This window comes from Pseudomonas oryzihabitans, assembly GCF_001518815.1.
GTDB classification, from domain to species: Bacteria; Pseudomonadota; Gammaproteobacteria; order Pseudomonadales; family Pseudomonadaceae; genus Chryseomonas; species Chryseomonas oryzihabitans_E.
The window spans coordinates 1176965-1197763 of record NZ_CP013987.1 but is presented as its reverse complement, the minus strand read 5'-3'; the positions used below and the strand labels follow the sequence as shown (position 1 = coordinate 1197763).

Sequence of the window (20799 nt, the reverse complement as noted above, 5' to 3'; positions counted from 1 at the left end):
CGTCGGTACTTGAGCCGGATGGATCGTTTCCAGCATGGACGTTCGGGCGCGAACTTTAGGGCCAGACGTCCCAGAGATCAATGTTAAATCCGTGATCTTTACCGAACGGTGACGTGTGCGAACTCACCCCCACTCCTGCAACCGACCGGACCGGATGGCGAGATGTTCCGGAGGGGCGATGACAGGGGGTTTCCGAGTGGGGAATCAAGATGCCGGATAACGCCATCGTCGGGCCTTGACGATGGCGCTGTACTATCGCGGCCATGGGCCGCTCCTACAGGTCCGATACCGTAGGAGCGGCCGCATCGGCGGACCGCCATGGCCGCGATCAGTCCCTTATCACCGTAGCGTGGAAAACGGCGCAGCCTTTTCCACGGAGGCATTCGCTGCAAGGGCGCCCTCACCCAGCCCTCTCCCAGCGGGAGAGGGAGCCATCCGAGCGACTGTGAAACCAATCGATCTAGGCTCATCGCCATCCGTAGGTTGGGTTGAGCGCAGCGAAGCCCAACACGCCCCACGCCTTACCGGAACGGCGGCTCGTCGAAGCTGCGCAGCTTGCGCGAGTGCAGGGAGTCGAGCTGGGTGCGCAGCTGGTCCAGGGCGGCGATGCCGATGGCCAGGTGCTGGCTGACGGCGCGGGCATAAAAGGCGTTGGCCGAGCCAGGCAGCTTGATCTCGCTGTGCAGGGGCTTGTCGGACACGCACAGCAGGGTGCCGTAGGGCACCCGCAGGCGATAGCCCTGGGCGGCGATGGTGCCGCTTTCCATGTCCACCGCCACGGCGCGCGCCAGGTTGATCAGCGGGCGCTCCTGCGCCCAGCGCAGCTCCCAGTTGCGGTCGTCGTAGGTCAATACCGTACCGGTACGCAGGCGGCGCTTGAGTGCCTCGCCGCGTTCGCCGGTGACGCTGGCGGCGGCTTCCTGCAGCGCCACCTGCACCTCGGCCAGAGCAGGAATGGGGATATGCGGCGGCACCACGCGATCGAGGATACCGTCGCGCCTCATGTAGGCGTGGGCCAGCACGTAGTCGCCGATGGTCTGCGACTGCCGCAGGCCGCCGCAGTGGCCGATCATCAGCCAGCAGTGCGGGCGCAGCACCGCCAGGTGGTCGGTGATGTTCTTGGCATTGGATGGGCCGACGCCGATATTGACCAGGGTGACGCCATGGCCGTCGCTCGCGATCAGGTGGTAGGCCGGCATCTGGAAGCGGTGCCAGGCGATGGCGGCGATGACCGCCTGGGCCTCGCTGGGATCCATGTCGCGCTCGATGACGACATTGCCCGGCAGGACCAGACGCTCGAAGCGCGGATCGTTGCGCAGTTGCTCCAGGCCATGCTGGATGAACTGATCGACGTAGCGATGGTAGTTGGTGAGCAGGATCCAGGGCTGCACGTGACGCCAGTCGCTGCCGGTGTAGTGGACGATGCGGCGCAGCGAGAAATCGGTGCGGGCGGCGTCGAACAGCGCCAGCGGCAGCGGATCGATGCGCTCCCAGTCATAGTGGCCGTCGGCGATGTCATCGTGGGCCGCGGAGAGATCGGTGCTGGGGAAGACCCGTGCCAGCTCGGCGGCGGTCACACCACTGCCGGCCAGTTCGTCGCCCTGCTCCACCACATAGGGATAGGGGATGTCCTGGCGACTGCGACCGATCTCGACCTGGAGGTCGTAGTCGCGCATCAGGGGTTCGAGCTGCTCCAGCAGATAGCCGCGGAAGGCCGCCGGATGGGTCACGGTGGCCACATAGGTGCCGGGCAGCTGGATCTTGGCGTAGGCACGGGTGGTGGCCGGCGGCACGCCGGGCGCGCGGTAGCGGATGCGGATCTCGGGATAGCGGAACAGCTCGCGCTCGGCGGCGCTGGGCTCGACGCGATCCTTGAGATAGCGCTTGAGCGCGGCATCCAGGGCCTGGGTAGCCTCCAGGTGAAGCGCCGCGAGACGGTCGACCGCCTCGCTGGCCGTGGCAACAGAGGTGAAATCCTCGGGTACGGAGGTCATGCGGGTTTCCTTGTTGGGACACTGGCTATAGCTGACACCCTAACACCCCTGGGTGACAACGGCTGCGACCGGTCATAGCGGTTTTTCACCCTGGGCATGCTGCTCCCACAGGCGACGATAATGCCCTTCGGGCCGTTGCAGCAGCGCCTCGTGACTGCCCTCCTCCACCTTGCGGCCGTCGCGCAGCACCAGGATGCGATCGGCATGGCGGATGGTGGACAGCCGGTGCGCCACCACGATCAGGGTGACCTGGCCGCGCAATTCGTCCAGCGCCTGTTGCAGCCGCGCCTCGGTGGCGCTGTCGATGCTGGCGGTGGCCTCGTCCAGCAGCAGTACCTTGGGCTCGCGCAGGAGTGCCCGGGCCAGCGCCAGCAGCTGCCGCTCGCCGGTGGAAAGGGTGAAGCCACGCTCGCCCAGCAGGGTATCCAGGCCTTCCGGCAGGCGCGCCACCAGGTCGTCCATATGGGCCGCGGCCAGGGCCTCGCGCAGGCGCTCATCCGATACCTGGCTGCCCAGCAGCAGATTGTCCCTGAGACTGGTGGAACGGATGAAGGGCTCCTGGGGCACGCTGGCCAGGGCGGCGCCCAGCACTTCCGGGGTGAGGCTGCCCAGCTCGCGCCCGTCCAGGCAGAGGCTGCCGCCGGTGACCGGCTGCAGTCCGGCGAAGAGGTCGAGCAGGGTCGACTTGCCGCTGCCGGTGGGGCCGACGATGCCCAGGAAGGTCCCCGGGGGGATGTCCAGGTCGATGCCGTGCAGGGTGTCGTGCCCCGCGCCGGCATGGCGAAAACGCACGGCGTCGAGATGGAAGTGCGCGGTCTCGATGGCCCGGTCGTCCTCGCCGCTCAACGCTGGTTTTTCCTCCAGCAGGTGCAGCAGGCGAGTGCCAGCCACCGAGGCCTGCTGGAACAGGTTGAATCTCTGAGTGATGTCCATCAACGGCTCGGTCACCCGGCCCAGGTAGGTGACGAAGGCATAGAGCACGCCGATTTCGGCACCACCCTGCAGGTGACCCAGGCCGTAGACCAGCAGCAGCACCGCCAGGACCGCCACGCTGACCAGGTCCAACGCCGAGCGCAGCAGCAGGCCGGAAACGCGGATGGTGCGCATGCGGGCGCCGTACTGGGCCTGGTTGAGCCGCTGGAAATCCTGGCGGAAGCGGTCGGTCTGGTTGAAGGCCTGCAAGAGACCCATGCCACCGATGGCCTCGCCCAGCCGGGCGCTCTGCTCGGCACGTAGCATCCGCACCTCCATGGCCGCCGCGCCGCTGTATCGCTGGTAGGCCCAGACGATCAGCACCGCGGCCGGAATCAGCAGCACGGCGATGGCCATCAGGCGAACGTCCAAGAGCGCCATGGCCACCAGGATGCCGATCAGCAGCACGATGTTGCCGACCATGTTGCCGAGAAAGGCCACATAGAGTTCGCGCAAGGCATCGGTGTCATTGGTGACTCGCGCCACCAGCTCGCCGGTGGCGGTGCGATCATGAAAGCTCTGCGGCAGGCTCAGCACATGGCGGAACAGTCGTCGCCGCTGCAAGAGCACCACGTCCATGGCGATCTCGGCGAAGCGTAGCGATTGCAGGTAACGGCCATAGGCGGCCAGCCCCTGGGAAACCACATAGGCGGCGACCAGGCCCACCAGCGGCCAGAGGCGCAGGTCGTGGGGCACCAGGTAGTTGTCGAGGTAGTGCTTGGTCAGCCAGGGACCCAGCACGTCGAACAGCGTCGCCACGACCAGGATCGCCAGGGTGCCGGCCAGTTTGCGCGGATTGGCGAGTACCGGCTTGAGCAGCAGGGAAAGCACGCGGGTCCTGGTCATTGGCTGGCCTCCTCCGCCTGCTGCAGATTCCAGAGTCGGGCATAGAGTCCGCCGGCGGCGAGCAGCTCGCCATGGCGGCCTCGCTCCACCAGGCTGCCCTGGTCGAGGACGATGATCTCGTCGGCATGCTGCACGGCCGAGAGGCGGTGGCTGACGATCAGGGTGGTCCGGCCTTGCAGCCCCGCCAGGGTACGCAGCAGCCGGGCCTCGGTGGCGGTATCCACCGCCGAGAGGGTGTCGTCCAGCAGCAGGATGGGCGCGGGCGAGAGCAGCGCCCGGGCCAGGGCCACGCGCTGGCGCTGGCCACCCGAGAGGGTCAGGCCCCGCTCACCCACCGGGGTATCCAGCCCTTGCGGCAGCGCCGCCAGGTCGGTGCCGAAGGCGGCGGCGTCCAGGGCTTCGCGGATTTCCCCAGCCGTGGCATCCGGGCGGCTGAGGGCGACGTTCTCGCCCAGGGTGCGGGCGAACAGGAAGGGATCCTGGGGTACATAGGCGAACTGGGCACGCAGGTCGGCCAGCCGATAGTCTTCCAGCGGCACCCCGCCCAGGCGGATACAGCCCTGCTCCAGCGGAAACTGGCGCAGCAGCAGGCGGAGCAAGGTGCTCTTGCCGCTGCCGGTGGCGCCGACGATACCCAGGGTATCGCCCGCGGGCAGGTCGATGACCACGTCCCGTAGCGCCGGCTGGCGCGCCTGGGGATAGGTGAAGGCCGGAATGTAGACCGACAGATCCGCCTGGTCCGGCGGCGTCTGGGTGCCCTCGTCGCGGATGCGCTCGGTGACCGCGAACACCTCTTCCAGGCGCCGCGCCCCGGCTTCGCCGCGCTGCAACAGATTGAGGCACCAGCCGATGGCGAACATCGGCCAGATCAACTGCACCAGATAGAGGCTGAAACTGGTCAGCTGGCCCAGGGTGATATGGCCGTCGAGATAGCGCCAGCTGCCCATGACCAGGGTCAGCAGGGTGGCGAGGCTCAGGGCGACGAAGATGATCGGCTCGTAGCGCGCCTCGGTGCGCTGTACCTGGTAGTCGGCCTTGGCGACGCTGCGGGCGCGGGCGTCGAAATCGTCCAGCTCGGCTTCGATCAGGGCATGCTGGCGCAGCATGCGCAGGCCGCTCAGGGCCTCCTGGGTACGGTCGTTGAGGGCGGAAAAGCCCGCCAGCGCCAGGCCGAAGCGCTGCTGCACCCGCTGCGCCACGCGATAGAAGCCCCAGGCCATGAAGGGAAAGGGCAGGAGCGCCAGGGCGGCCAGGGGCGCATCGATGCCGATGAACATGGCCAGCAGTACCAGCAGCAGGGTCATCATGCCGTCGAAGCTGGCCAGCACCCCTTCGCCAGCGGCGGTCTCCACGGCGTCGATGTCCTGGGTGGCGCGGGCCAGCAGATCGCCCGTGCGGCTGGACTGGAAGAAACCGGGGTCCAGTCGCGCCAGCTTGGCAAAGAAGGTGTCACGCAGCTCCACCCCGACCTGGTAGGAAGTGCCGAACAGCCGCACCCGCCACTGGTACCTCAGTACATAGAGGCCGCAGCCGACCGCCACGATCAGGGCGACGCGCCAGAGCAGCCCGCTCTGGTCGAGCTCGCCCGCGCGCAGGGCGTCGATGGCCTTGCCGATCCACCAGGGCAGGGTCAGGTTGAGCAGGCCAACGCCCAGCAGACAGAAGATGGCGGTCCCGTAGGCACGCCGTTGGCGCAGGAAGAAATCACGCAACAACCGCCACAACGCCATAAAACCGCCTGTCCCGAGCAAAGGTGCAGTATATCGGCTACCCAAGGGGCAGCGGAGTTCCTTCGTCCCGATCCGGGTCCCATGTCAACGGGTGGCGCGGGGCGCGAGGTCGTTGTAGGGTGCCACTCCCTGCGGCACCCGGCCGCTGCGCCCCTTTTCCCTTTGCTAGGCTGACGTCCATGACCCTCGAACCCCAACGTCCCGTCGTCCTCTGCCTGTCCGGCCACGATCCGAGTGGTGGCGCCGGGCTGCAGGCCGACATCGAAGCCCTGATCGCCCAGGGCTGCCACGCCGCTCCGGCGGTCACCGCGCTGACCGTGCAGGACACCGTCGACGTGCTGGACTTCCGGGTGCTGGATCGCGAGTGGGTACTGGCCCAGGCCCGGGCGATCATCACCGACCTGCCGGTGGCGGCGGTCAAGCTGGGCATGCTCGGTTCGGTGGAAATGGTCGAGACGGTGCTGGAGATCATGGAATCCCTGCCTGGCGTGCCCCTGGTCTGCGATCCGGTGCTGCGCGCCGGTGGCGGCGGCGCCTTGGGCAAGGACGAGGTCGGCTACGCCATCCGCGAGCGCCTCTTGCCGCGCGCCACCATCGCCACCCCCAACCTGCCGGAGGCGCGCATCCTCGCCGAGTTGCCCGAGGGCACCCCGGAGCAATGCGCCGAGCGCCTGCTGCCTTTATGTGCCCATCTGTTGATCACCGGCGGTCATGGCGAAGAACACGAGGTGCACAACCGTCTCTATGACCGCGCCGGTAACTGCGAGACCCACGTCTGCCAGCGCCTGCCCGGTAGCTACCATGGCTCCGGCTGCACCCTGGCCAGCACCCTGGCCGGGCGCTTGGCCCTGGGGGAAGCCTTGCCCAGCGCCGTGCGCAGTGCCTTGGACTACACCTGGCGTACCCTGAGGGACGCCGAGCGCCCTGGCCGCGGCCAGTACGTGCCACGTCGCCTGCCACTGGACTTCTGCTCATGAGCACCCTGCGCGGCCTCTACGCCATCACCGACAACGCCCTCCTCGCCGAGGGTCGCCTGCTGCCCTATGTCGAGGCCGCCTTGCAGGGCGGTGCCCGCCTGGTGCAGTACCGCGACAAGTCGCAAGACGTCCGCCGTCGCCAGGACGAAGCCGCAGCCCTCGCCGAACTCTGCCGGCAGCATGACGCCCAGCTGATCATCAATGACGACCTGCCCTTGGCCCGCCAGCTGGGCGTTGGCCTGCACCTGGGCCAGGAAGACGGCTCCCTCGCCGCGGCCCGCGCCGACCTGGGCGCGGACGCCATACTCGGCGGCACCTGCCACGCCAGCCTGGAACTGGCCGAAGTCGCGGCCGCAGCGGGGGCCAGCTACCTGGCGTTCGGGCGCTTCTTCGCCTCCAGCACCAAGCCGGATGCCCCACCGGCCCCTCTCGACGTGCTCGACCAGGCACGCAGCCGTTTCAGCCTGCCGCTCTGCGCCATCGGCGGCGTCACCCTGGACAACGCCCCGCGCCTGCTCACCCACGGCGTCGACCTGCTCGCCGTCGTCCATACCCTGTTTTCCGCCGCCAGCGCGGGCGAAGTGGAGCGCCGTGCGCGCGCCTTCTCCCGGTTGTTCGCGGCCTGATCCCCTTTGAGGAGACCTTCATGTCCCGTTCAGCACAACTCTTCGACCAAGCCCAGCGCCACATTCCCGGCGGCGTCAACTCGCCCGTCCGCGCCTTCAAGAGCGTCGGCGGCACGCCGCTGTTCTTCAAGCACGCCCAGGGCGCCTACATCGTCGACGAGGATGACAAGCGCTATGTCGACTACGTGGGCTCCTGGGGTCCGATGATCCTTGGTCATAGCCACCCGGACGTGCTCGACGCCGTGCGTCGGCAACTGGAACACGGCCTCTCCTACGGCGCCCCGACCGCCCTGGAAACCACCATGGCCGATCTCATCTGCGAGATCGTCCCCTCCATGGAAATGGTGCGCATGGTCAGCTCCGGTACCGAGGCCACCATGAGCGCCATCCGCCTGGCGCGCGGCTACACCGGGCGCGACACCATCATCAAGTTCGAAGGTTGCTACCACGGCCATTCCGACAGCCTCTTGGTCAAGGCCGGCTCCGGCGCCCTGACCCTGGGCGTACCCAGCTCTCCCGGCGTCCCGGCAGCCTTCGCCCAGCACACCCTGACCCTGGCCTACAACGACCTGGCGGAAGTCGAAGAAACCCTGTCCCGGGTCGGCGACCAGATCGCCTGCATCATCGTCGAGCCGGTGGCCGGCAACATGAACTGCGTGCCACCGGCGCCGGGCTTCCTGGAAGGGCTGCGCAGCCTCTGCGATCGCTACGGCGTGGTGCTGATCTTCGATGAGGTCATGACCGGTTTCCGCGTCGCCCTGGGCGGCGCCCAGGCGCATTACGGCATCCGTCCGGACCTCACCACCTTCGGCAAGATCGTCGGCGGCGGCATGCCGGTGGGCTGCTTTGGCGGCAAGCGCGAGATCATGGAAAAGATCGCCCCGCTCGGCCCGGTCTACCAGGCCGGCACCCTGTCGGGCAATCCGCTGGCCATGGCCGCGGGGCTCACCACCCTGCAACTGATCCGCCGTCCCGGTTTCCACGCCGAGCTGACCGACTACACCACACGCATGCTGCAGGGCCTGCAGGATCGCGCCGATGCCGCCGGTGTGCCCTTCGTCACCACTCAGGCGGGCGGCATGTTCGGTCTCTACTTCAGCGGCGCCGAAGACATCGTCACCTTCAGCGACGTCATGGCCAGCGACAGCGAGAGGTTCAAGCGCTTCTTCCACCTGATGCTGGACGGCGGCGTCTACCTGGCGCCCAGTGCCTTCGAAGCCGGCTTCACCTCCATCGCCCATGGCGACGAGGAACTGCGCATCACCCTGGACGCCGCCGAGCGCGCCTTCGCCACCTTCAACGACTAGGTACCATCCGTCTCGGTTGAGGAACCTCTCTGCCGCGCCGGCCTCACACCTAGTTGAGAGGCCGGCGTCACAGATAAAAAAGTTCCGCCATTACGCGTAAAGGTTTTGAAAGCGTGCGTCGGCTTGACCCATAATGAGACGTCGGCGCGTTTCGCCGACCGGGTTCTTTGAACCTGCCTCGCTCGTGGAGGCGCTTCATGCACCGCGCTGGCCGTACCCTGTGCGCAGCCCTAATTCTGATGCCCCTGGTCGCCCTGGCCGGTGGTAATTCGCTGCTCGTCCCCAGCACCAGCCGTTGCAACCTGAATCTGGCCAACGAAGCCCTGGCACAGGCGATCGCCCGCTGCCAGCAGATCGCCCATGACGGCGACGCCCAGGCGCAGTACGAACTCGGCGACTTCTATTACGAAGGCAAGCAGACGCCCAAGGATCTCAACCAGGCGCGGCTGTGGTTCGAGCAGGCGTCGCTCAAGGGCAACGCCGATGCGCAGAATCGACTCGGCAACATGTTCTTTCGCGGCGAGGGCGTTCCGCCCAACAACATCCAGGCCTATATCGTCCTGAAGATGGCCGCCATCAATGGCAACGACGAAGCCATGGATACCGCCGACCTGGTCAGCGCCCAGATGCGTCGTGACGAGCTGGAGATGGCCACCCAGGTACTGGGGCAGATCTTCCGCGACTATCTGCAGGACATGCAGACCGCGGGCAATCTCAATCCCTTCCAGCCGCCGCAGAACTAGCGGTCCGGCGCCGGCCCTACCGCTCGCCAGCGCGAACCTACTTGGCCATACCTAGCTTTTGTCGGGCATCGGCATGGGGAACGGCATGACGTTGGTGCCACCCTTGGCTTCGCTGATCTTGGGCTGACCCAGACGCTCCACCTCGTCGATGCGGATGATCGAATGCATCGGCACGAAGCTGCGCACCACGCCTTCGAACTGGGCCTTGAGCTTTTCCTCGCTCGGATCCACCACCACCTGGGTGCGCTCGCCGAACACCAGTTCCTCGATTTCCAGGAAGCCCCAGAGATCGCTCTGGAAGATCTGCTTGGCATAGATCTCGAAGACCTGACCCTGGTTGACGAAGATGACCTTGTAGATGGCCGGCTTGTTCGGGGATGAGCTCATGGCGGACGCGAATTTCAACGGAAAAAGAGGGCTGCGAGCATAGCATGGCGGTCAGCCATCAGCAGGGGTTTCCAACCGTGCCCGCTGCGCCACCACGGTACTGACCCAGTCGATGAACACCCGCATCTTGGCGCTGACATGGCGATTGGGGGCAAAGGCCAGATAAAGCGGCAGGGGTGCTACCTGCCAGTCTTCGAACAGGGTCCTCAGCTCGCCGCGGGACACCGCTTCCGCTGCCAGGTAGTGCGGCAGACAGACCACCCCCAGCCCCGCCTGCCCCGCCGCCAGGCAGGCATTGCCGTCGTCCACCTCCAGACTGTGGCGCCCCTGCAACTCCAGGCGCTCGGCGCCGCGTTGCAGGGCATAGGGAAAGCCCGTGCCCGCCCCCCAGAGAAATCGCACCACCCGATGCGGCGCCTCGGCCAGTACCGCGGGATGATCCGGTACACCATGCGTCGCGAGGTAGGCCGGCGCGGCATAGCAACCCAGCCGTAGCGCGCCCAGCGGGCGAGCCACCAGATACTGCTCGCGGATGCGCCCGCCACGGATCACGCAATCGACGTTGTCGCCGATCAGATCCACCTGGCGATCGCTGACGCCCAGGTCCAGCTGGATGTCCGGATAACGCTCGAAGAATTCCGGCAGCGCCGGGATCAGGATCAGGCGCGCCAGAGGGCTGGGCACATCCACCCGCAAGCGACCCCGGGGCGTGCGGGTGGCGACCGACAGGCCTGTCTCGGCGTCGTCCACCGCGGCCAGCACGCCCAGACAGCGTTGGTAATAGGCAGCGCCATCGGCGGTGACCTGCACCAGCCGGGTGGTGCGATTGAGCAGGCGCACCTGCAAGCGCGCTTCCAGCTGCTGCACCTGCTGGGTGACGCGGGTCCGGCTGCTGCCCAGGGTCTCGGCCGCGCGGGTGAAACTGCCGGCCTCCACCACCCGCACGAAGGTCTGCATCGCAGCGAACAGGTCCATGCCGATTCCTGGAAAGAGGATTGTTTGGATTGTACAAACAATGCTGACCGCCAGGCCTGGTTTATCTCTTGGCGGGCCGGCGCCTAAGGTGGCCTCATCGATCCCTACCGGAGCACCACCATGACCCGTGACGTCGTCTTTCCCGCCCAGCGCCACGCCCTCTACGAACAGCACCGCTATTCGCCAGCCATCCGTTCCAACGGCTTTCTCTTCGTCTCGGGCCAGGTCGGCAGCCGTGCCGATGGCTCACCCGAGCCGGAGCTGGAAGATCAGGTCCGCCTGGCCTTCGCCAACCTCGACGCCATTCTTGCCGCCGCTGGCGCGTCCTTCGCCGACGTAGTGGACGTCACCCTGTTCATGGTCGATGCCGAGGCCAGCTTCGAACGGATCTGGCCGGTGCTGCTGGAGCACTGGGGCACGGCGCCCTACCCCACGGTGACCGCGGTCGGCGTCACCTGGCTGGCCGGCTTTCGCTTCGAGATCAAGGTCATCGCCCGACTACCGGAGGGCAGCGCCCAGGGCTAGGCCGGCTGCCTTCCGGGCGGCTCTTCCCCGTGCGGAAGGCCATCATTATAATGCGCGGTCCACTCGCTACCGACTCCCTGCCGCGCATGTCCAAGAAGCTCTATATCGAAACCCATGGCTGCCAGATGAACGAATACGATTCGTCGCGCATGGTCGACCTGCTCGGCGAACGGGAGCCGCTGGAAGTCACCCAGAATCCGGCCGAGGCCGATGTCATCCTGCTCAACACCTGCTCGATCCGCGAGAAGGCGCAGGAGAAGGTGTTCTCCCAGCTCGGTCGCTGGCGCGAACTCAAGCTGGAAAATCCCGACCTGGTGATCGGCGTCGGCGGCTGCGTGGCCAGTCAGGAAGGCGCTGCCATTCGCGACCGCGCGCCCTATGTCGACGTGGTCTTCGGTCCCCAGACCCTGCACCGGCTGCCGGAAATGATCGACGCCGCGCGCACCACCCGGGCACCCCAGGTGGACATCTCCTTCCCCGAGATCGAGAAGTTCGACCGCCTGCCCGAGCCGCGCATCGACGGCCCCAGCGCCTTCGTCTCCATCATGGAAGGCTGCAGCAAGTACTGCACTTTCTGTGTGGTGCCCTATACCCGTGGTGAAGAGGTCAGCCGGCCGCTGGACGACGTCCTGGCCGAGATCATCCACCTCGCCGAGCACGGGGTACGAGAAGTGACCCTGCTGGGCCAGAACGTCAACGGCTATCGCGGCGCCACCGGCGACGGCCGCATCGCCGACTTCGCCGAGCTGCTCTATGTAGTGGCGGCAGTCGACGGCATCGACCGCATCCGCTACACCACCTCGCATCCGCTGGAGTTCTCCGACGCCCTGATCCAGGCCCACGCCGAGATCCCGGAACTGGTGAAATTCGTCCACCTGCCGGTACAGGCCGGTTCGGATCGCATCCTGGCCGCCATGAAGCGCAACCACACGGCGCTGGAATACAAGTCGCGCATCCGCAAGCTCAAGGCGGCGGTGCCCGACATCTGCATCAGCTCGGACTTCATCGTCGGCTTCCCCGGCGAGACCGAGAAGGATTTCGAGCAGACCATGAAGCTGATCGAGGACGTCGGTTTCGACTTCTCCTTCTCCTTCATCTACAGCGCGCGTCCTGGCACTCCGGCGGCCGACCTAGTCGACGACACCTCGGACGAGCTCAAGAAGCAGCGCCTGCAGATCCTGCAGACGCGTATCCACCAGCAGGGTTTCGAGATCAGCCGGCGCATGGCTGGCAGCGTCCAGACCATCCTGGTCAGCGACTTCTCCAAGCGCGATCCCGGCATGCTGCAGGGCCGCACCGAGAACAACCGCATCGTCAACTTCCGCTGCAGCGACGCCAGCCTGATCGGCCAGTTCGTCCAGGTGCACATCGACGAAGCCCTGCCGCACTCGCTGCGTGGCACCCTGCTCGCTCCGGTCGCCAATGGCGCCCGCCCGACCGTCGCCGCCGCCCTGGCCTGATGGATGGTCGCACGCGCCCTTTGCCAAGGGCGCGACGCAGGTTACTCTCAAGCTACGTCAAGTTTTCGTAAAGCCAATCCAAAGGGTCTCCCAGCACACCTTGAATACCCCCCAGACGCTCCAGCATTTCACCCTCGAACCCTTCGACGCCGACCGTTTCGCCAACCTGTGCGGCCAGCTCGATGAGAATCTGCGCCAGATCGAACGGCGTCTTGGCATCGAGATCCGCAACCGCGGCAACCAGTTCGAACTGGTCGGCGATCCCGAGCGCACCCGCGCGGCCCAGAACCTCCTGCAGCGCCTCTATCGCGAGACCGCCAGTGGCACAGCGGTGGCGCCGGAGCTGGTGCACCTCTATCTGCAGGAGTCCGGCCTGGAAGCCTTGCAGGAAGAGCACCGTAGCGGCGGCGACACCAGCGTGGCCCTGCGCACCAAGAAGGGCATGATCCGTCCGCGTGGTGCCAACCAGCAGCGCTACGTCAAGTCGATCCTCGATCACGACATCAACTTTGGCATAGGCCCGGCCGGTACCGGCAAGACCTACCTGGCCGTGGCCTGCGCCGTGGACGCCCTGGAGCGCGAGCAGATCCGCCGCATCCTGCTGGTACGCCCGGCGGTGGAAGCCGGCGAGAAGCTCGGCTTCCTGCCCGGCGATCTGGCACAGAAGATCGACCCCTATCTGCGCCCTCTATACGACGCCCTCTACGAGATGCTCGGCTTCGAGCAGGTGGCCAAGCTCATCGAGCGCCAGGTCATCGAGGTCGCGCCGCTGGCCTACATGCGTGGCCGGACCCTCAACAACAGCTTCATCATTCTCGACGAAAGCCAGAACACCACCCTCGAGCAGATGAAGATGTTCCTCACCCGGATCGGTTTTGGCTCCACCGCGGTGATTACCGGTGACGTCACCCAGGTCGACCTGCCGCGTGGTACCAAGTCGGGCCTCAAGCATGTCATCGAGGTCCTGCGTGACGTGCCCGGCATCGGCTTCACCCATTTCGATTCCAAGGACGTGGTGCGCCATCCGCTGGTGCAGCGCATCGTCGAGGCCTATGACCGCTTCGAGGCGCTGCAGGACAAGCCGCGCGGCAACGGTGAGGATCGCCATGGCGATTGAGCTGGACGTCCAGGTCGCCAGCGAGGCGGCCGATCTTCCCGAGGAGCCGGACTTACGCCTCTGGTGTGAGCTGGCCCTGCGCGCCCGCCAGGGCGATTCGGAGCTCACCATTCGCCTGGTGGACGAAGACGAGGGCCGCGAGCTCAACCGCACCTGGCGGCACAAGGACTACGCCACCAACGTGCTGTCCTTCCCGGCCGACGTGCCGGACGAATTCCTCGATATTCCCCTGCTCGGCGATCTGGTGATCTGCGCCCCCGTGGTGGCCCGCGAAGCCGCCGAGCAAGGCAAGCCCGTCAAGGCGCACTGGGCGCACCTGGTCATCCACGGCTGCCTGCACCTGCTGGGCTACGATCATCTGGAAGATGACGAAGCCGAGGAGATGGAAGACCTGGAACGCCAATTGCTCGCTGAACTGGGCTATCCCGATCCCTACGGTGAATGACACACACATGAACGAAGATCGATCAGGCAATGGGCATCGTTCCTGGCTGGAACGCATCGTCCAGGCCTTTGCCCATGAACCCAAGAGCCGCCAGGAGCTGCTGGAACTGCTGCGTGAAGCGCACGAGAACAAGGTGCTCGACAGCGAGGCGCTGTCCATCGTCGAGGGCGCCATTTCGGTAGCCGACCTGCAGGTGCGCGACATCATGGTGCCGCGCTCCCAGATCATCAGCATCCGTGCCCACCAGACCCCGGCGGAATTCCTGCCGGCGGTGATCGAGGCCGCCCACTCCCGCTATCCGGTGATCGGCGACGGCCCTGACGACGTCCTCGGCCTGCTGCTGGCCAAGGACCTGCTGCCCCTGCTGCTGCTGGACCACGAGCTCCCCTTCGACCTCAAGGCGGTGCTGCGCCCGGCCACCTTCGTGCCCGAGTCCAAGCGCCTCAACGTGCTCCTGCGCGAATTCCGCTCTACCCACAGCCACATGGCCATCGTGGTGGACGAGTACGGCGGCGTCGCCGGCCTGGTGACCATCGAGGACGTGTTGGAGCAGATCGTCGGCGAGATCGAGGACGAGCACGACGTGGAGGAAGAGAGCTTCATCAAGTCGCTGCCCAATGGCGACTTCGTGGTCAAGGCGCTCACCCCCATCGAGACGCTCAACGAGACCCTGGAGACCCGCTTCGCCGACACCGACGCCGACACCGCCGGCGGCCTGGTGATGAATCGCTTGGGTCACCTGCCCAAGCGCAACGAGGAAACGGTGATCGATGACTTCCGTTTCCGCGTCCTCAACGCCGACGGCCGCCGCATCCACCTGCTGCGGGTGACCCCGGTCAACCGCTAGCCGCGTTTGCCCCCTCTCCCTCCGGGAGAGGGTTGGGGTGAGGGCCGGTCTCTGCCTAGGCAACCCGCATCGCACGCCCTCCTACGGACCGCCGTAGGTTGGGTTGACCGCAGCGAAGCCCAACAGGCCTTGCCTCGACTGCACGACTGTTGGGCTTCGACGATAGAGTCGTCCTAGCCCAACCGACGGATCGCCATGGCCGCGATAGCCTTTACCACCCCTCCCCAACTGCGACCTGGCTCGCTCTCCCTCAAGCGCCTTTGGCACTGACTCGCGCTGGCGAGTAAGCTTGCGCAGCCTCGATCGGACCAAGGATTTTCGATGCGCTGGATCTCTCAACCTGGCTGGAAGGGCAACCTTCTGGCACTCTTCGCTGGCGCCCTCACGCCCCTGGCGTTGGCCCCTTTCAATATCTGGCCACTGGCCCTGCTGTCGGCCGGTCTTTTCTACCTGGGCCTCAAGGGCCTCACCGCCTGGCGTGCCCTGCTGCGCGGCTGGTGCTATGGCTTCGGCGCCTTCCTTGCCGGCACCAGCTGGATCTACGTCAGCATCCACGACTACGGCGCCGCCTCCGTGCCACTGGCGCTACTGCTTACCGTGGGCTTCTGCGCCGGCATCGCGCTGTTCTTCGCGCTGCCGGCCTGGCTCTGGGCGCTGTGCCTGAGACGCAACCAGGCACCCCTGGGCGATGCCCTCACCTTCGCCGGCCTGTGGTTCGCCCTGGAGCTGTTCCGCAGCTGGGCACTGACCGGCTTTCCCTGGCTGCTGCTCGGCTACAGCCAGCTCAGCGGCCCTCTGCAGGGCCTGGCGCCCCTGGGCGGCGTCTGGCTGATCTCGGCCGTGCTGGCCTTTACCGCGGCCCTGCTGGTCAATGCCCCACGGCTGATCCTGCGGCCGGTGGCCCTGGTCGCGGCCCTGGTGCTGGTGACCCTGCCCTGGGTCGCGGGCGATGTCTTCAAGGGCCAGGTGTGGACGCAACCGGCCGGTGCCCCACTCAAGGTCGCCGGGGTCCAGGGCAACATCGCCCAGGAACTCAAGTGGAATCCGGATCATGCACGGGCCACCCTGGCGCTCTATCGTGACCATACCGCCGAGCAGACCGATGCCGACTTGGTAGTCTGGCCGGAAAACGCCATTCCCGTGCTGCGTGAATACGTCGGCGACTTCCTCGCCGCCGAAGGGGCGCAAGTGGCCGCCCATGGCGGGGCCCTGGTCACCGGCCTGCCCGCCCGCGAACGCGATGCCGATGGCGATTCGCGCTACTTCAACAGCATCACCGCGGTCGGCAACGGCTCGGGCACCTACTACAAGCAGAAACTGGTGCCCTTTGGCGAATACGTGCCGCTGCAGGAATACCTGCGGGGCCTGATCGGCTTCTTCGATCTGCCCATGTCCGACTTCGTCCGCGGCCCCGAGCACCAGGAACCGTTGCTGGTGAAGGGTTATCGGGTGGCGCCCTACATCTGCTACGAGGTGGTCTATCCGGAGTTCGTCGCCGACCTGGCCGCCCAGAGCCAGTTGCTGCTCACGATCAGCAACGACACCTGGTTCGGCAAGTCCATCGGCCCGCAACAGCACCTGCAGATGGCGCAGATGCGTGCCCTGGAAACCGGTCGCTGGCTGGTACGGGTCACCAACGACGGCATCACCGCCCTGGTCGATCCCTTCGGGCGTATCAGCCGGCAGATCCCGGCCTTCCAGGTCGGCGTGCTGCAGGGCACCGTGGTGCCCATGGACGGCCTGACGCCCTATCTACACTACCGCCTCTGGCCGCTGGCGATCTTTTCCGTCCTGGTGCTGCTCTGGGGCCTGCTGCTGCGGCGGCAGGATCGTCCGGAAGAGGCGCCGCTGGTGGTGACTCAGCGATAGGCAAGCGGATAGAGCAAGAGCCCGGCAGTCTCGTTGAGCAACTGGGCGGTCTGCTCGACCGCCTTGGCTTCCGGCAACCAGCCGCCGAAGGGCCGGCCGTTGGGGATGCCGATGAAGCCCATGGGCGCGGCGACCACCTGGAAGCCCTGGCGCTCGAAGCACCAGCGCGAACGGGCCATGTGGTAGGCCTGGGTCACCAGCACCACCCGCTTCACCCCGGCCTCGCGCAGCAGCGGCGCGCTCAGGGTGGCGTTCTCCCAGGTGGTACGGCTGGCCCCTTCCTGCCAGCGCACCGGCACCCCCAGGTCACGCTCCATCACCTCGGTCATCAGCGCCGCCTCGCTCAGCGGGCGATCATGGGGCGAACCACCGGTGATCAGTACCGGCAGGCCACTGGCCTTGGCCAGGCGCGCCGCATAGCGCAGTCGCTCCACCGCCAGGTGACTGGCGGCATCGCCTCCCCAGCCGGGATCGTCCACCTCGCGGCCAGCGCCAAGTACCACGATGGCATCCGCCTGTTGCGCCAGGCCTGCCCAGCGGGCTTCGGGCAGGGCGGCATCGCGTTCCAGCAGACGACCGCCGAACTCCACCATGGCCGGCAGGGTACTGGCCCAGAGGCCCAGCAGACCGCAAAGGAAGCAGGCCAGCCCCAGTCGCGGATGACGACGACGCAGCCACCAGCCACAGAGCAGGAGCAACAGCAGGCCGCCTGGTGGCAGCAGCAGTTGCTTGAAGAAATAACGCAGACCCATGGTCCCTCCGGTCGGTGGCGACCTCCAGGTCGCGGCGGCGCTCAGTGTAGGGGAGCGCGGACCCGAGCAGAAGGACTCTCGACCAGGACCTGGCGTCCCTGGCAGTGACTGCAGAAGGATCCCACCGGCTGTACCCGTCCGCAGCCCAGGCAGCAGGCCATGGCCGCCTCCGTCGCCTGGTGACGTTCCAGCCAGCGCCTGATCAGGGCGTACTCGGCCGGACTCAGGCCCTGCACCTCTATTTCCCCGTCAGCGCTGTCGTAGAGGCGCTCCTGAGTGGCGGCCTCATCCAGCGCCAGGGCCAGGCGGCGTTGCAGGCGTACGTCGACGGGCAGCTTTTCGGACTCGCGTCGAAACTTTCCCATGATGGCGATCATCCTCCCGGATAATTGAACAGACGTTCGAATAGCCTAGTACGGCCCTCTGGACCCTGCCTCCCCCGGAGTGCGAAACAAGCGGCGGACCGGGACATTTCCCCGCGCTCGGGGGGTCATGTATGCTTGGCGGCTCGATCAAACGCCTCTGCAGCCCTCGACACGCCCATGCAAGAACACTATCAGCCCCGCGAAATAGAAGCCGCCGCCCAGTCCTTCTGGGACCAGAATCTGTCCTTCAAGGCCACCATGCGCCCGGGCCAGGAGAAGTTCTACTGCCTGTCGATGTTCCCCTACCCCAGCGGCAAGCTGCACATGGGGCACGTGCGCAACTACACCATCGGTGACGTCATTGCCCGCTACCAGCGGATGCTGGGCAAGAACGTCCTGCAGCCCATGGGTTGGGACGCCTTCGGCATGCCTGCCGAAAACGCCGCCATGAAGAACGGCGTGGCCCCGGCCAAGTGGACCTACGAGAACATCGCCTACATGAAGTCCCAGCTGCAGAGCCTGGGTCTGGCGATCGACTGGTCCCGTGAGGTCACCACCTGCAAGCCCGACTACTATCGCTGGGAGCAGTGGCTGTTCACCCAGCTGTTCGAGAAGGGCATCATCTACCGCAAGAACGGTACGGTGAACTGGGACCCGGTGGACCAGACCGTACTGGCCAACGAGCAGGTCATCGACGGCCGCGGCTGGCGCAGCGGTGCGCTGATCGAGAAGCGCGAGATCCCCATGTACTACTTCCGCATCACCGACTATGCGGAAGAGCTGCTGACCTCCCTCGACGGCCTGCCCGGCTGGCCCGAGCAGGTCAAGACCATGCAGCGCAACTGGATCGGCAAGTCCCGCGGCATGGAGGTGCAGTTCCCCTATGACCAGGAGAGCATCGGCGCCGAAGGCACCCTGAAGGTCTTCACCACCCGCCCCGATACCCTGCTCGGCGCCACCTATGTCGCCGTGGCCGCCGAACACCCGCTGGCCACCCAGGCCGCCCAGGGCAATGCCCAGCTGCAGGACTTCATCGACGAGTGCAAGCGCGGCGGTGTCGCCGAGGCCGACATCGCCACTCAGGAGAAGAAGGGCCTGGATACCGGCCTGTTCGTCCGTCATCCGCTGACCGATGCCCGCCTGCCGGTCTGGGTCGCCAACTATGTGCTGATGCACTACGGCGACGGTGCGGTCATGGCCGTTCCCGGTCACGACGAACGTGACTTCGAATTCGCCAACAAGTACCAGCTGCCCATCGTCCAGGTGGTGGATACCGAAGAGGCCACCCGTGTGCTGGCCAATCCGGACGACTACAGCCCCGCGGAATACGAGCGCTACCAGTTCGACCCGGTGCAGTGGAAGGACTGGTACGGCAGCAAGGAAGGCTTCCTGATCAATTCCGGCGCCTACGACAACCTCGCCTACGACGCCGCCTTCGACGCCATCGGCGCCGATCTGCAGGCCAAGGGCCTGGGTCAGCCGCGCACCCAGTTCCGCCTGCGCGACTGGGGCATCAGCCGCCAGCGCTACTGGGGTTGCCCGATCCCCATCATCCACGGCGACGACGGCATCGACATCCCGGTGCCCGCCGACCTGCTGCCGGTGGTGCTGCCCGAAGACGTGGTACCCGATGGCGCCGGCTCGCCCCTGGCGCGCATGCCCGAGTTCTACGAGACCGTCGATCCGCGCAACGGCCAGCCGGCCCGCCGCGAAACCGACACCATGGATACCTTCGTCGAAAGCTCCTGGTACTTCGCCCGCTATGCTTCGCCCAATTTCACCGGCGGCATGCTGGACAAGGAAGAAGCCAACTACTGGCTGCCCGTCGACCAGTACATCGGCGGCATCGAGCACGCCATCCTGCACCTGCTCTACTCGCGCTTCTTCCACAAGCTGATGCGTGACCAGGGCCTGATCGATTCCGACGAGCCCTTCGAGAACCTGCTGACCCAGGGCATGGTGGTGGCCGAGACCTACTACCGCACCAATCCCAACGGCAGCAAGGACTGGTTCAACCCGGCCGATGTCGAGGTGGAGCGCGATGCCAAGGCCAAGGTGATCGGCGCGCGCCTGAAGAGCGATGGCCAGCCGGTGGAAATCGGCGGCGTCGAGAAGATGTCCAAGTCGAAGAACAACGGCGTCGACCCCCAGGCGATGATCGACCAGTACGGCGCCGACACCTGCCGCCTGTTCATGATGTTCGCCTCGCCGCCGGACATGAGCCTGGAATGGTCCGACTCCGGTGTCGAAGGCGCCAGCCGCTTCCTGCGTCGTGTCTGGCGTCTGGCCCAGGCCCATGTGGGCCAGGGCCTGCCGAGCGCCGGCGCCCTCGGCGAGCTGTCGCCCGCCCAGAAGGACGTACGCCGTGCCATCCACCTGGCCATCCGCCAGGCCAGCCAGGATATCGGTCAGCATCACAAGTTCAACACCGCCATCGCCGCGGTCATGACCCTGATGAACGTGCTGGAAAAGGCCGCCCAGGACAGCGATACCGATCGCCGTCTGCTGCAGGAAGGCCTGGAGGCCGTCACCCTGCTGCTGGCGCCCATCACCCCGCACATCGCCCACGGCCTCTGGCAGCAGCTGGGCCACAGCGACGCGGTCATCGATGCTCGCTGGCCGCAGGTGGACGAAAGCGCCCTGGTGCAGGACAGCCTGCAGATCGTCATCCAGGTGAACGGCAAGCTGCGCGGCCAGATCGAAGTACCGGCCGACGCCAGCCGCGAGGCCATCGAGGCCGCCGCCCGCGCCAACGAGAACGTGGCACGCTTCACCGAGGGTCTGACCATCCGCAAGGTCGTCGTGGTCCCGGGTAAACTGGTCAACATCGTCGCCAACTAAGACACGCGAACGGAGCAGACA

At 66.4% G+C, this 20799-nt stretch carries 18 protein-coding genes; 11 read left to right on the top strand and 7 right to left on the bottom strand.

All coding sequences use genetic code 11. From position 1 onward, the window contains the following. Window positions 1–521 precede the first annotated feature (521 nt). From amn to APT59_RS05395, 3 genes are all read right to left on the bottom strand, one after another. Window positions 522–1994, bottom strand: coding sequence for an AMP nucleosidase (gene amn, locus APT59_RS05405; protein WP_059313919.1), 1473 nt, complete (start codon window positions 1992–1994; stop codon window positions 522–524). A gap of 72 nt (window positions 1995–2066) precedes the next feature. Next, a complete protein-coding gene (locus APT59_RS05400; protein ID WP_059313918.1) occupies window positions 2067–3812 on the bottom strand; it encodes an ABC transporter ATP-binding protein in 1746 nt (581 codons plus the stop codon). After that, complete coding sequence (locus APT59_RS05395) at window positions 3809–5542, bottom strand: ABC transporter ATP-binding protein (RefSeq protein WP_059313917.1); 1734 nt, start codon at window positions 5540–5542, stop codon at window positions 3809–3811. The genes APT59_RS05400 and APT59_RS05395 overlap by 4 nt, the downstream gene beginning before the upstream one ends. A gap of 179 nt (window positions 5543–5721) precedes the next feature. Here APT59_RS05395 and APT59_RS05390 point away from each other — a divergent pair, with 179 nt between their 5' ends. From APT59_RS05390 to APT59_RS05375, 4 genes are all read left to right on the top strand, one after another. Further along, window positions 5722–6519, top strand: coding sequence for a bifunctional hydroxymethylpyrimidine kinase/phosphomethylpyrimidine kinase (locus APT59_RS05390; protein WP_059313916.1), 798 nt, complete (start codon window positions 5722–5724; stop codon window positions 6517–6519). Continuing rightward, complete coding sequence (gene thiE, locus APT59_RS05385) at window positions 6516–7145, top strand: thiamine phosphate synthase (RefSeq protein ID WP_059313915.1); 630 nt, start codon at window positions 6516–6518, stop codon at window positions 7143–7145. The genes APT59_RS05390 and thiE overlap by 4 nt, the downstream gene beginning before the upstream one ends. Window positions 7146–7165: 20 nt before the next feature. Next, entirely contained in the window at window positions 7166–8452 is a 1287-nt protein-coding gene (gene hemL / locus APT59_RS05380; protein WP_059313914.1) for a glutamate-1-semialdehyde 2,1-aminomutase, read from the top strand. Between the two features lie 197 nt (window positions 8453–8649). Further along, complete coding sequence (locus APT59_RS05375) at window positions 8650–9195, top strand: tetratricopeptide repeat protein (protein WP_059313913.1); 546 nt, start codon at window positions 8650–8652, stop codon at window positions 9193–9195. A 51-nt stretch (window positions 9196–9246) separates the two neighbouring features. Here the strand turns inward: APT59_RS05375 and APT59_RS05370 are convergent, their stop codons facing one another. Together APT59_RS05370 and APT59_RS05365 are read right to left on the bottom strand one after the other, a co-directional pair. After that, a complete protein-coding gene (locus APT59_RS05370) occupies window positions 9247–9582 on the bottom strand; it encodes a DUF1820 family protein (protein ID WP_059313912.1) in 336 nt (111 codons plus the stop codon). A 51-nt stretch (window positions 9583–9633) separates the two neighbouring features. After that, window positions 9634–10557 (bottom strand): LysR family transcriptional regulator, encoded by a 924-nt coding sequence (locus tag APT59_RS05365; RefSeq protein ID WP_059313911.1) that lies wholly within the window; start codon window positions 10555–10557, stop codon window positions 9634–9636. 120 nt (window positions 10558–10677) lie between these two features. On the opposite strand from APT59_RS05365, the gene APT59_RS05360 reads away from it, so the two are divergent. The 6 genes from APT59_RS05360 to lnt all read left to right on the top strand — a co-directional run bounded on the left by APT59_RS05360 (window position 10678) and on the right by lnt (window position 16820). After that, window positions 10678–11082, top strand: coding sequence for a RidA family protein (locus tag APT59_RS05360; RefSeq protein ID WP_059313910.1), 405 nt, complete (start codon window positions 10678–10680; stop codon window positions 11080–11082). Between the two features lie 86 nt (window positions 11083–11168). Further along, complete coding sequence (gene miaB, locus APT59_RS05355; protein ID WP_156428991.1) at window positions 11169–12542, top strand: tRNA (N6-isopentenyl adenosine(37)-C2)-methylthiotransferase MiaB; 1374 nt, start codon at window positions 11169–11171, stop codon at window positions 12540–12542. Window positions 12543–12642: 100 nt separating this feature from the next. After that, a complete protein-coding gene (locus APT59_RS05350) occupies window positions 12643–13659 on the top strand; it encodes a PhoH family protein (RefSeq protein ID WP_059313908.1) in 1017 nt (338 codons plus the stop codon). After that, window positions 13649–14104 (top strand): rRNA maturation RNase YbeY, encoded by a 456-nt coding sequence (gene ybeY / locus APT59_RS05345; protein ID WP_059313907.1) that lies wholly within the window; start codon window positions 13649–13651, stop codon window positions 14102–14104. The genes APT59_RS05350 and ybeY overlap by 11 nt, the downstream gene beginning before the upstream one ends. Before the next feature lie 7 nt (window positions 14105–14111). Beyond that, on the top strand, window positions 14112–14951 hold the full coding sequence (locus APT59_RS05340) for an HlyC/CorC family transporter (protein WP_059313906.1): 840 nt from the start codon (window positions 14112–14114) through the stop codon (window positions 14949–14951). A gap of 321 nt (window positions 14952–15272) precedes the next feature. Further along, window positions 15273–16820 (top strand): apolipoprotein N-acyltransferase, encoded by a 1548-nt coding sequence (lnt, locus tag APT59_RS05335; RefSeq protein WP_059313905.1) that lies wholly within the window; start codon window positions 15273–15275, stop codon window positions 16818–16820. On the opposite strand, the gene APT59_RS05330 is transcribed toward lnt, so the two are convergent. Together APT59_RS05330 and APT59_RS05325 are read right to left on the bottom strand one after the other, a co-directional pair. Next, window positions 16811–17572 carry a YdcF family protein gene (locus APT59_RS05330; RefSeq protein ID WP_059313904.1) on the bottom strand — a complete coding sequence of 254 codons (762 nt, stop codon included), beginning with the start codon at window positions 17570–17572 and terminating at the stop codon, window positions 16811–16813. The genes lnt and APT59_RS05330 overlap by 10 nt on opposite strands. A gap of 41 nt (window positions 17573–17613) precedes the next feature. Next, a complete protein-coding gene (locus APT59_RS05325) occupies window positions 17614–17937 on the bottom strand; it encodes a hypothetical protein (RefSeq protein ID WP_237140571.1) in 324 nt (107 codons plus the stop codon). 177 nt (window positions 17938–18114) lie between these two features. Here APT59_RS05325 and leuS point away from each other — a divergent pair, with 177 nt between their 5' ends. Further along, a complete protein-coding gene (gene leuS / locus APT59_RS05320; protein WP_059313902.1) occupies window positions 18115–20778 on the top strand; it encodes a leucine--tRNA ligase in 2664 nt (887 codons plus the stop codon). The last annotated feature ends 21 nt before the right edge of the window (window positions 20779–20799 follow it).

Coding starts and splice junctions, on each gene's coding strand:
- amn (WP_059313919.1), bottom strand. CDS start 1,994: ATGACCTCCGTACCCGAGGATTTCACCTCTGTTGCCACGGCCAGCGAG.
- APT59_RS05400 (WP_059313918.1), bottom strand. CDS start 3,812: ATGACCAGGACCCGCGTGCTTTCCCTGCTGCTCAAGCCGGTACTCGCC.
- APT59_RS05395 (WP_059313917.1), bottom strand. CDS start 5,542: ATGGCGTTGTGGCGGTTGTTGCGTGATTTCTTCCTGCGCCAACGGCGT.
- APT59_RS05390 (WP_059313916.1), top strand. CDS start 5,722: ATGACCCTCGAACCCCAACGTCCCGTCGTCCTCTGCCTGTCCGGCCAC.
- thiE (WP_059313915.1), top strand. CDS start 6,516: ATGAGCACCCTGCGCGGCCTCTACGCCATCACCGACAACGCCCTCCTC.
- hemL (WP_059313914.1), top strand. CDS start 7,166: ATGTCCCGTTCAGCACAACTCTTCGACCAAGCCCAGCGCCACATTCCC.
- APT59_RS05375 (WP_059313913.1), top strand. CDS start 8,650: ATGCACCGCGCTGGCCGTACCCTGTGCGCAGCCCTAATTCTGATGCCC.
- APT59_RS05370 (WP_059313912.1), bottom strand. CDS start 9,582: ATGAGCTCATCCCCGAACAAGCCGGCCATCTACAAGGTCATCTTCGTC.
- APT59_RS05365 (WP_059313911.1), bottom strand. CDS start 10,557: ATGGACCTGTTCGCTGCGATGCAGACCTTCGTGCGGGTGGTGGAGGCC.
- APT59_RS05360 (WP_059313910.1), top strand. CDS start 10,678: ATGACCCGTGACGTCGTCTTTCCCGCCCAGCGCCACGCCCTCTACGAA.
- miaB (WP_156428991.1), top strand. CDS start 11,169: ATGTCCAAGAAGCTCTATATCGAAACCCATGGCTGCCAGATGAACGAA.
- ybeY (WP_059313907.1), top strand. CDS start 13,649: ATGGCGATTGAGCTGGACGTCCAGGTCGCCAGCGAGGCGGCCGATCTT.
- APT59_RS05340 (WP_059313906.1), top strand. CDS start 14,112: ATGAACGAAGATCGATCAGGCAATGGGCATCGTTCCTGGCTGGAACGC.
- lnt (WP_059313905.1), top strand. CDS start 15,273: ATGCGCTGGATCTCTCAACCTGGCTGGAAGGGCAACCTTCTGGCACTC.
- APT59_RS05330 (WP_059313904.1), bottom strand. CDS start 17,572: ATGGGTCTGCGTTATTTCTTCAAGCAACTGCTGCTGCCACCAGGCGGC.
- APT59_RS05325 (WP_237140571.1), bottom strand. CDS start 17,937: ATGGGAAAGTTTCGACGCGAGTCCGAAAAGCTGCCCGTCGACGTACGC.
- leuS (WP_059313902.1), top strand. CDS start 18,115: ATGCAAGAACACTATCAGCCCCGCGAAATAGAAGCCGCCGCCCAGTCC.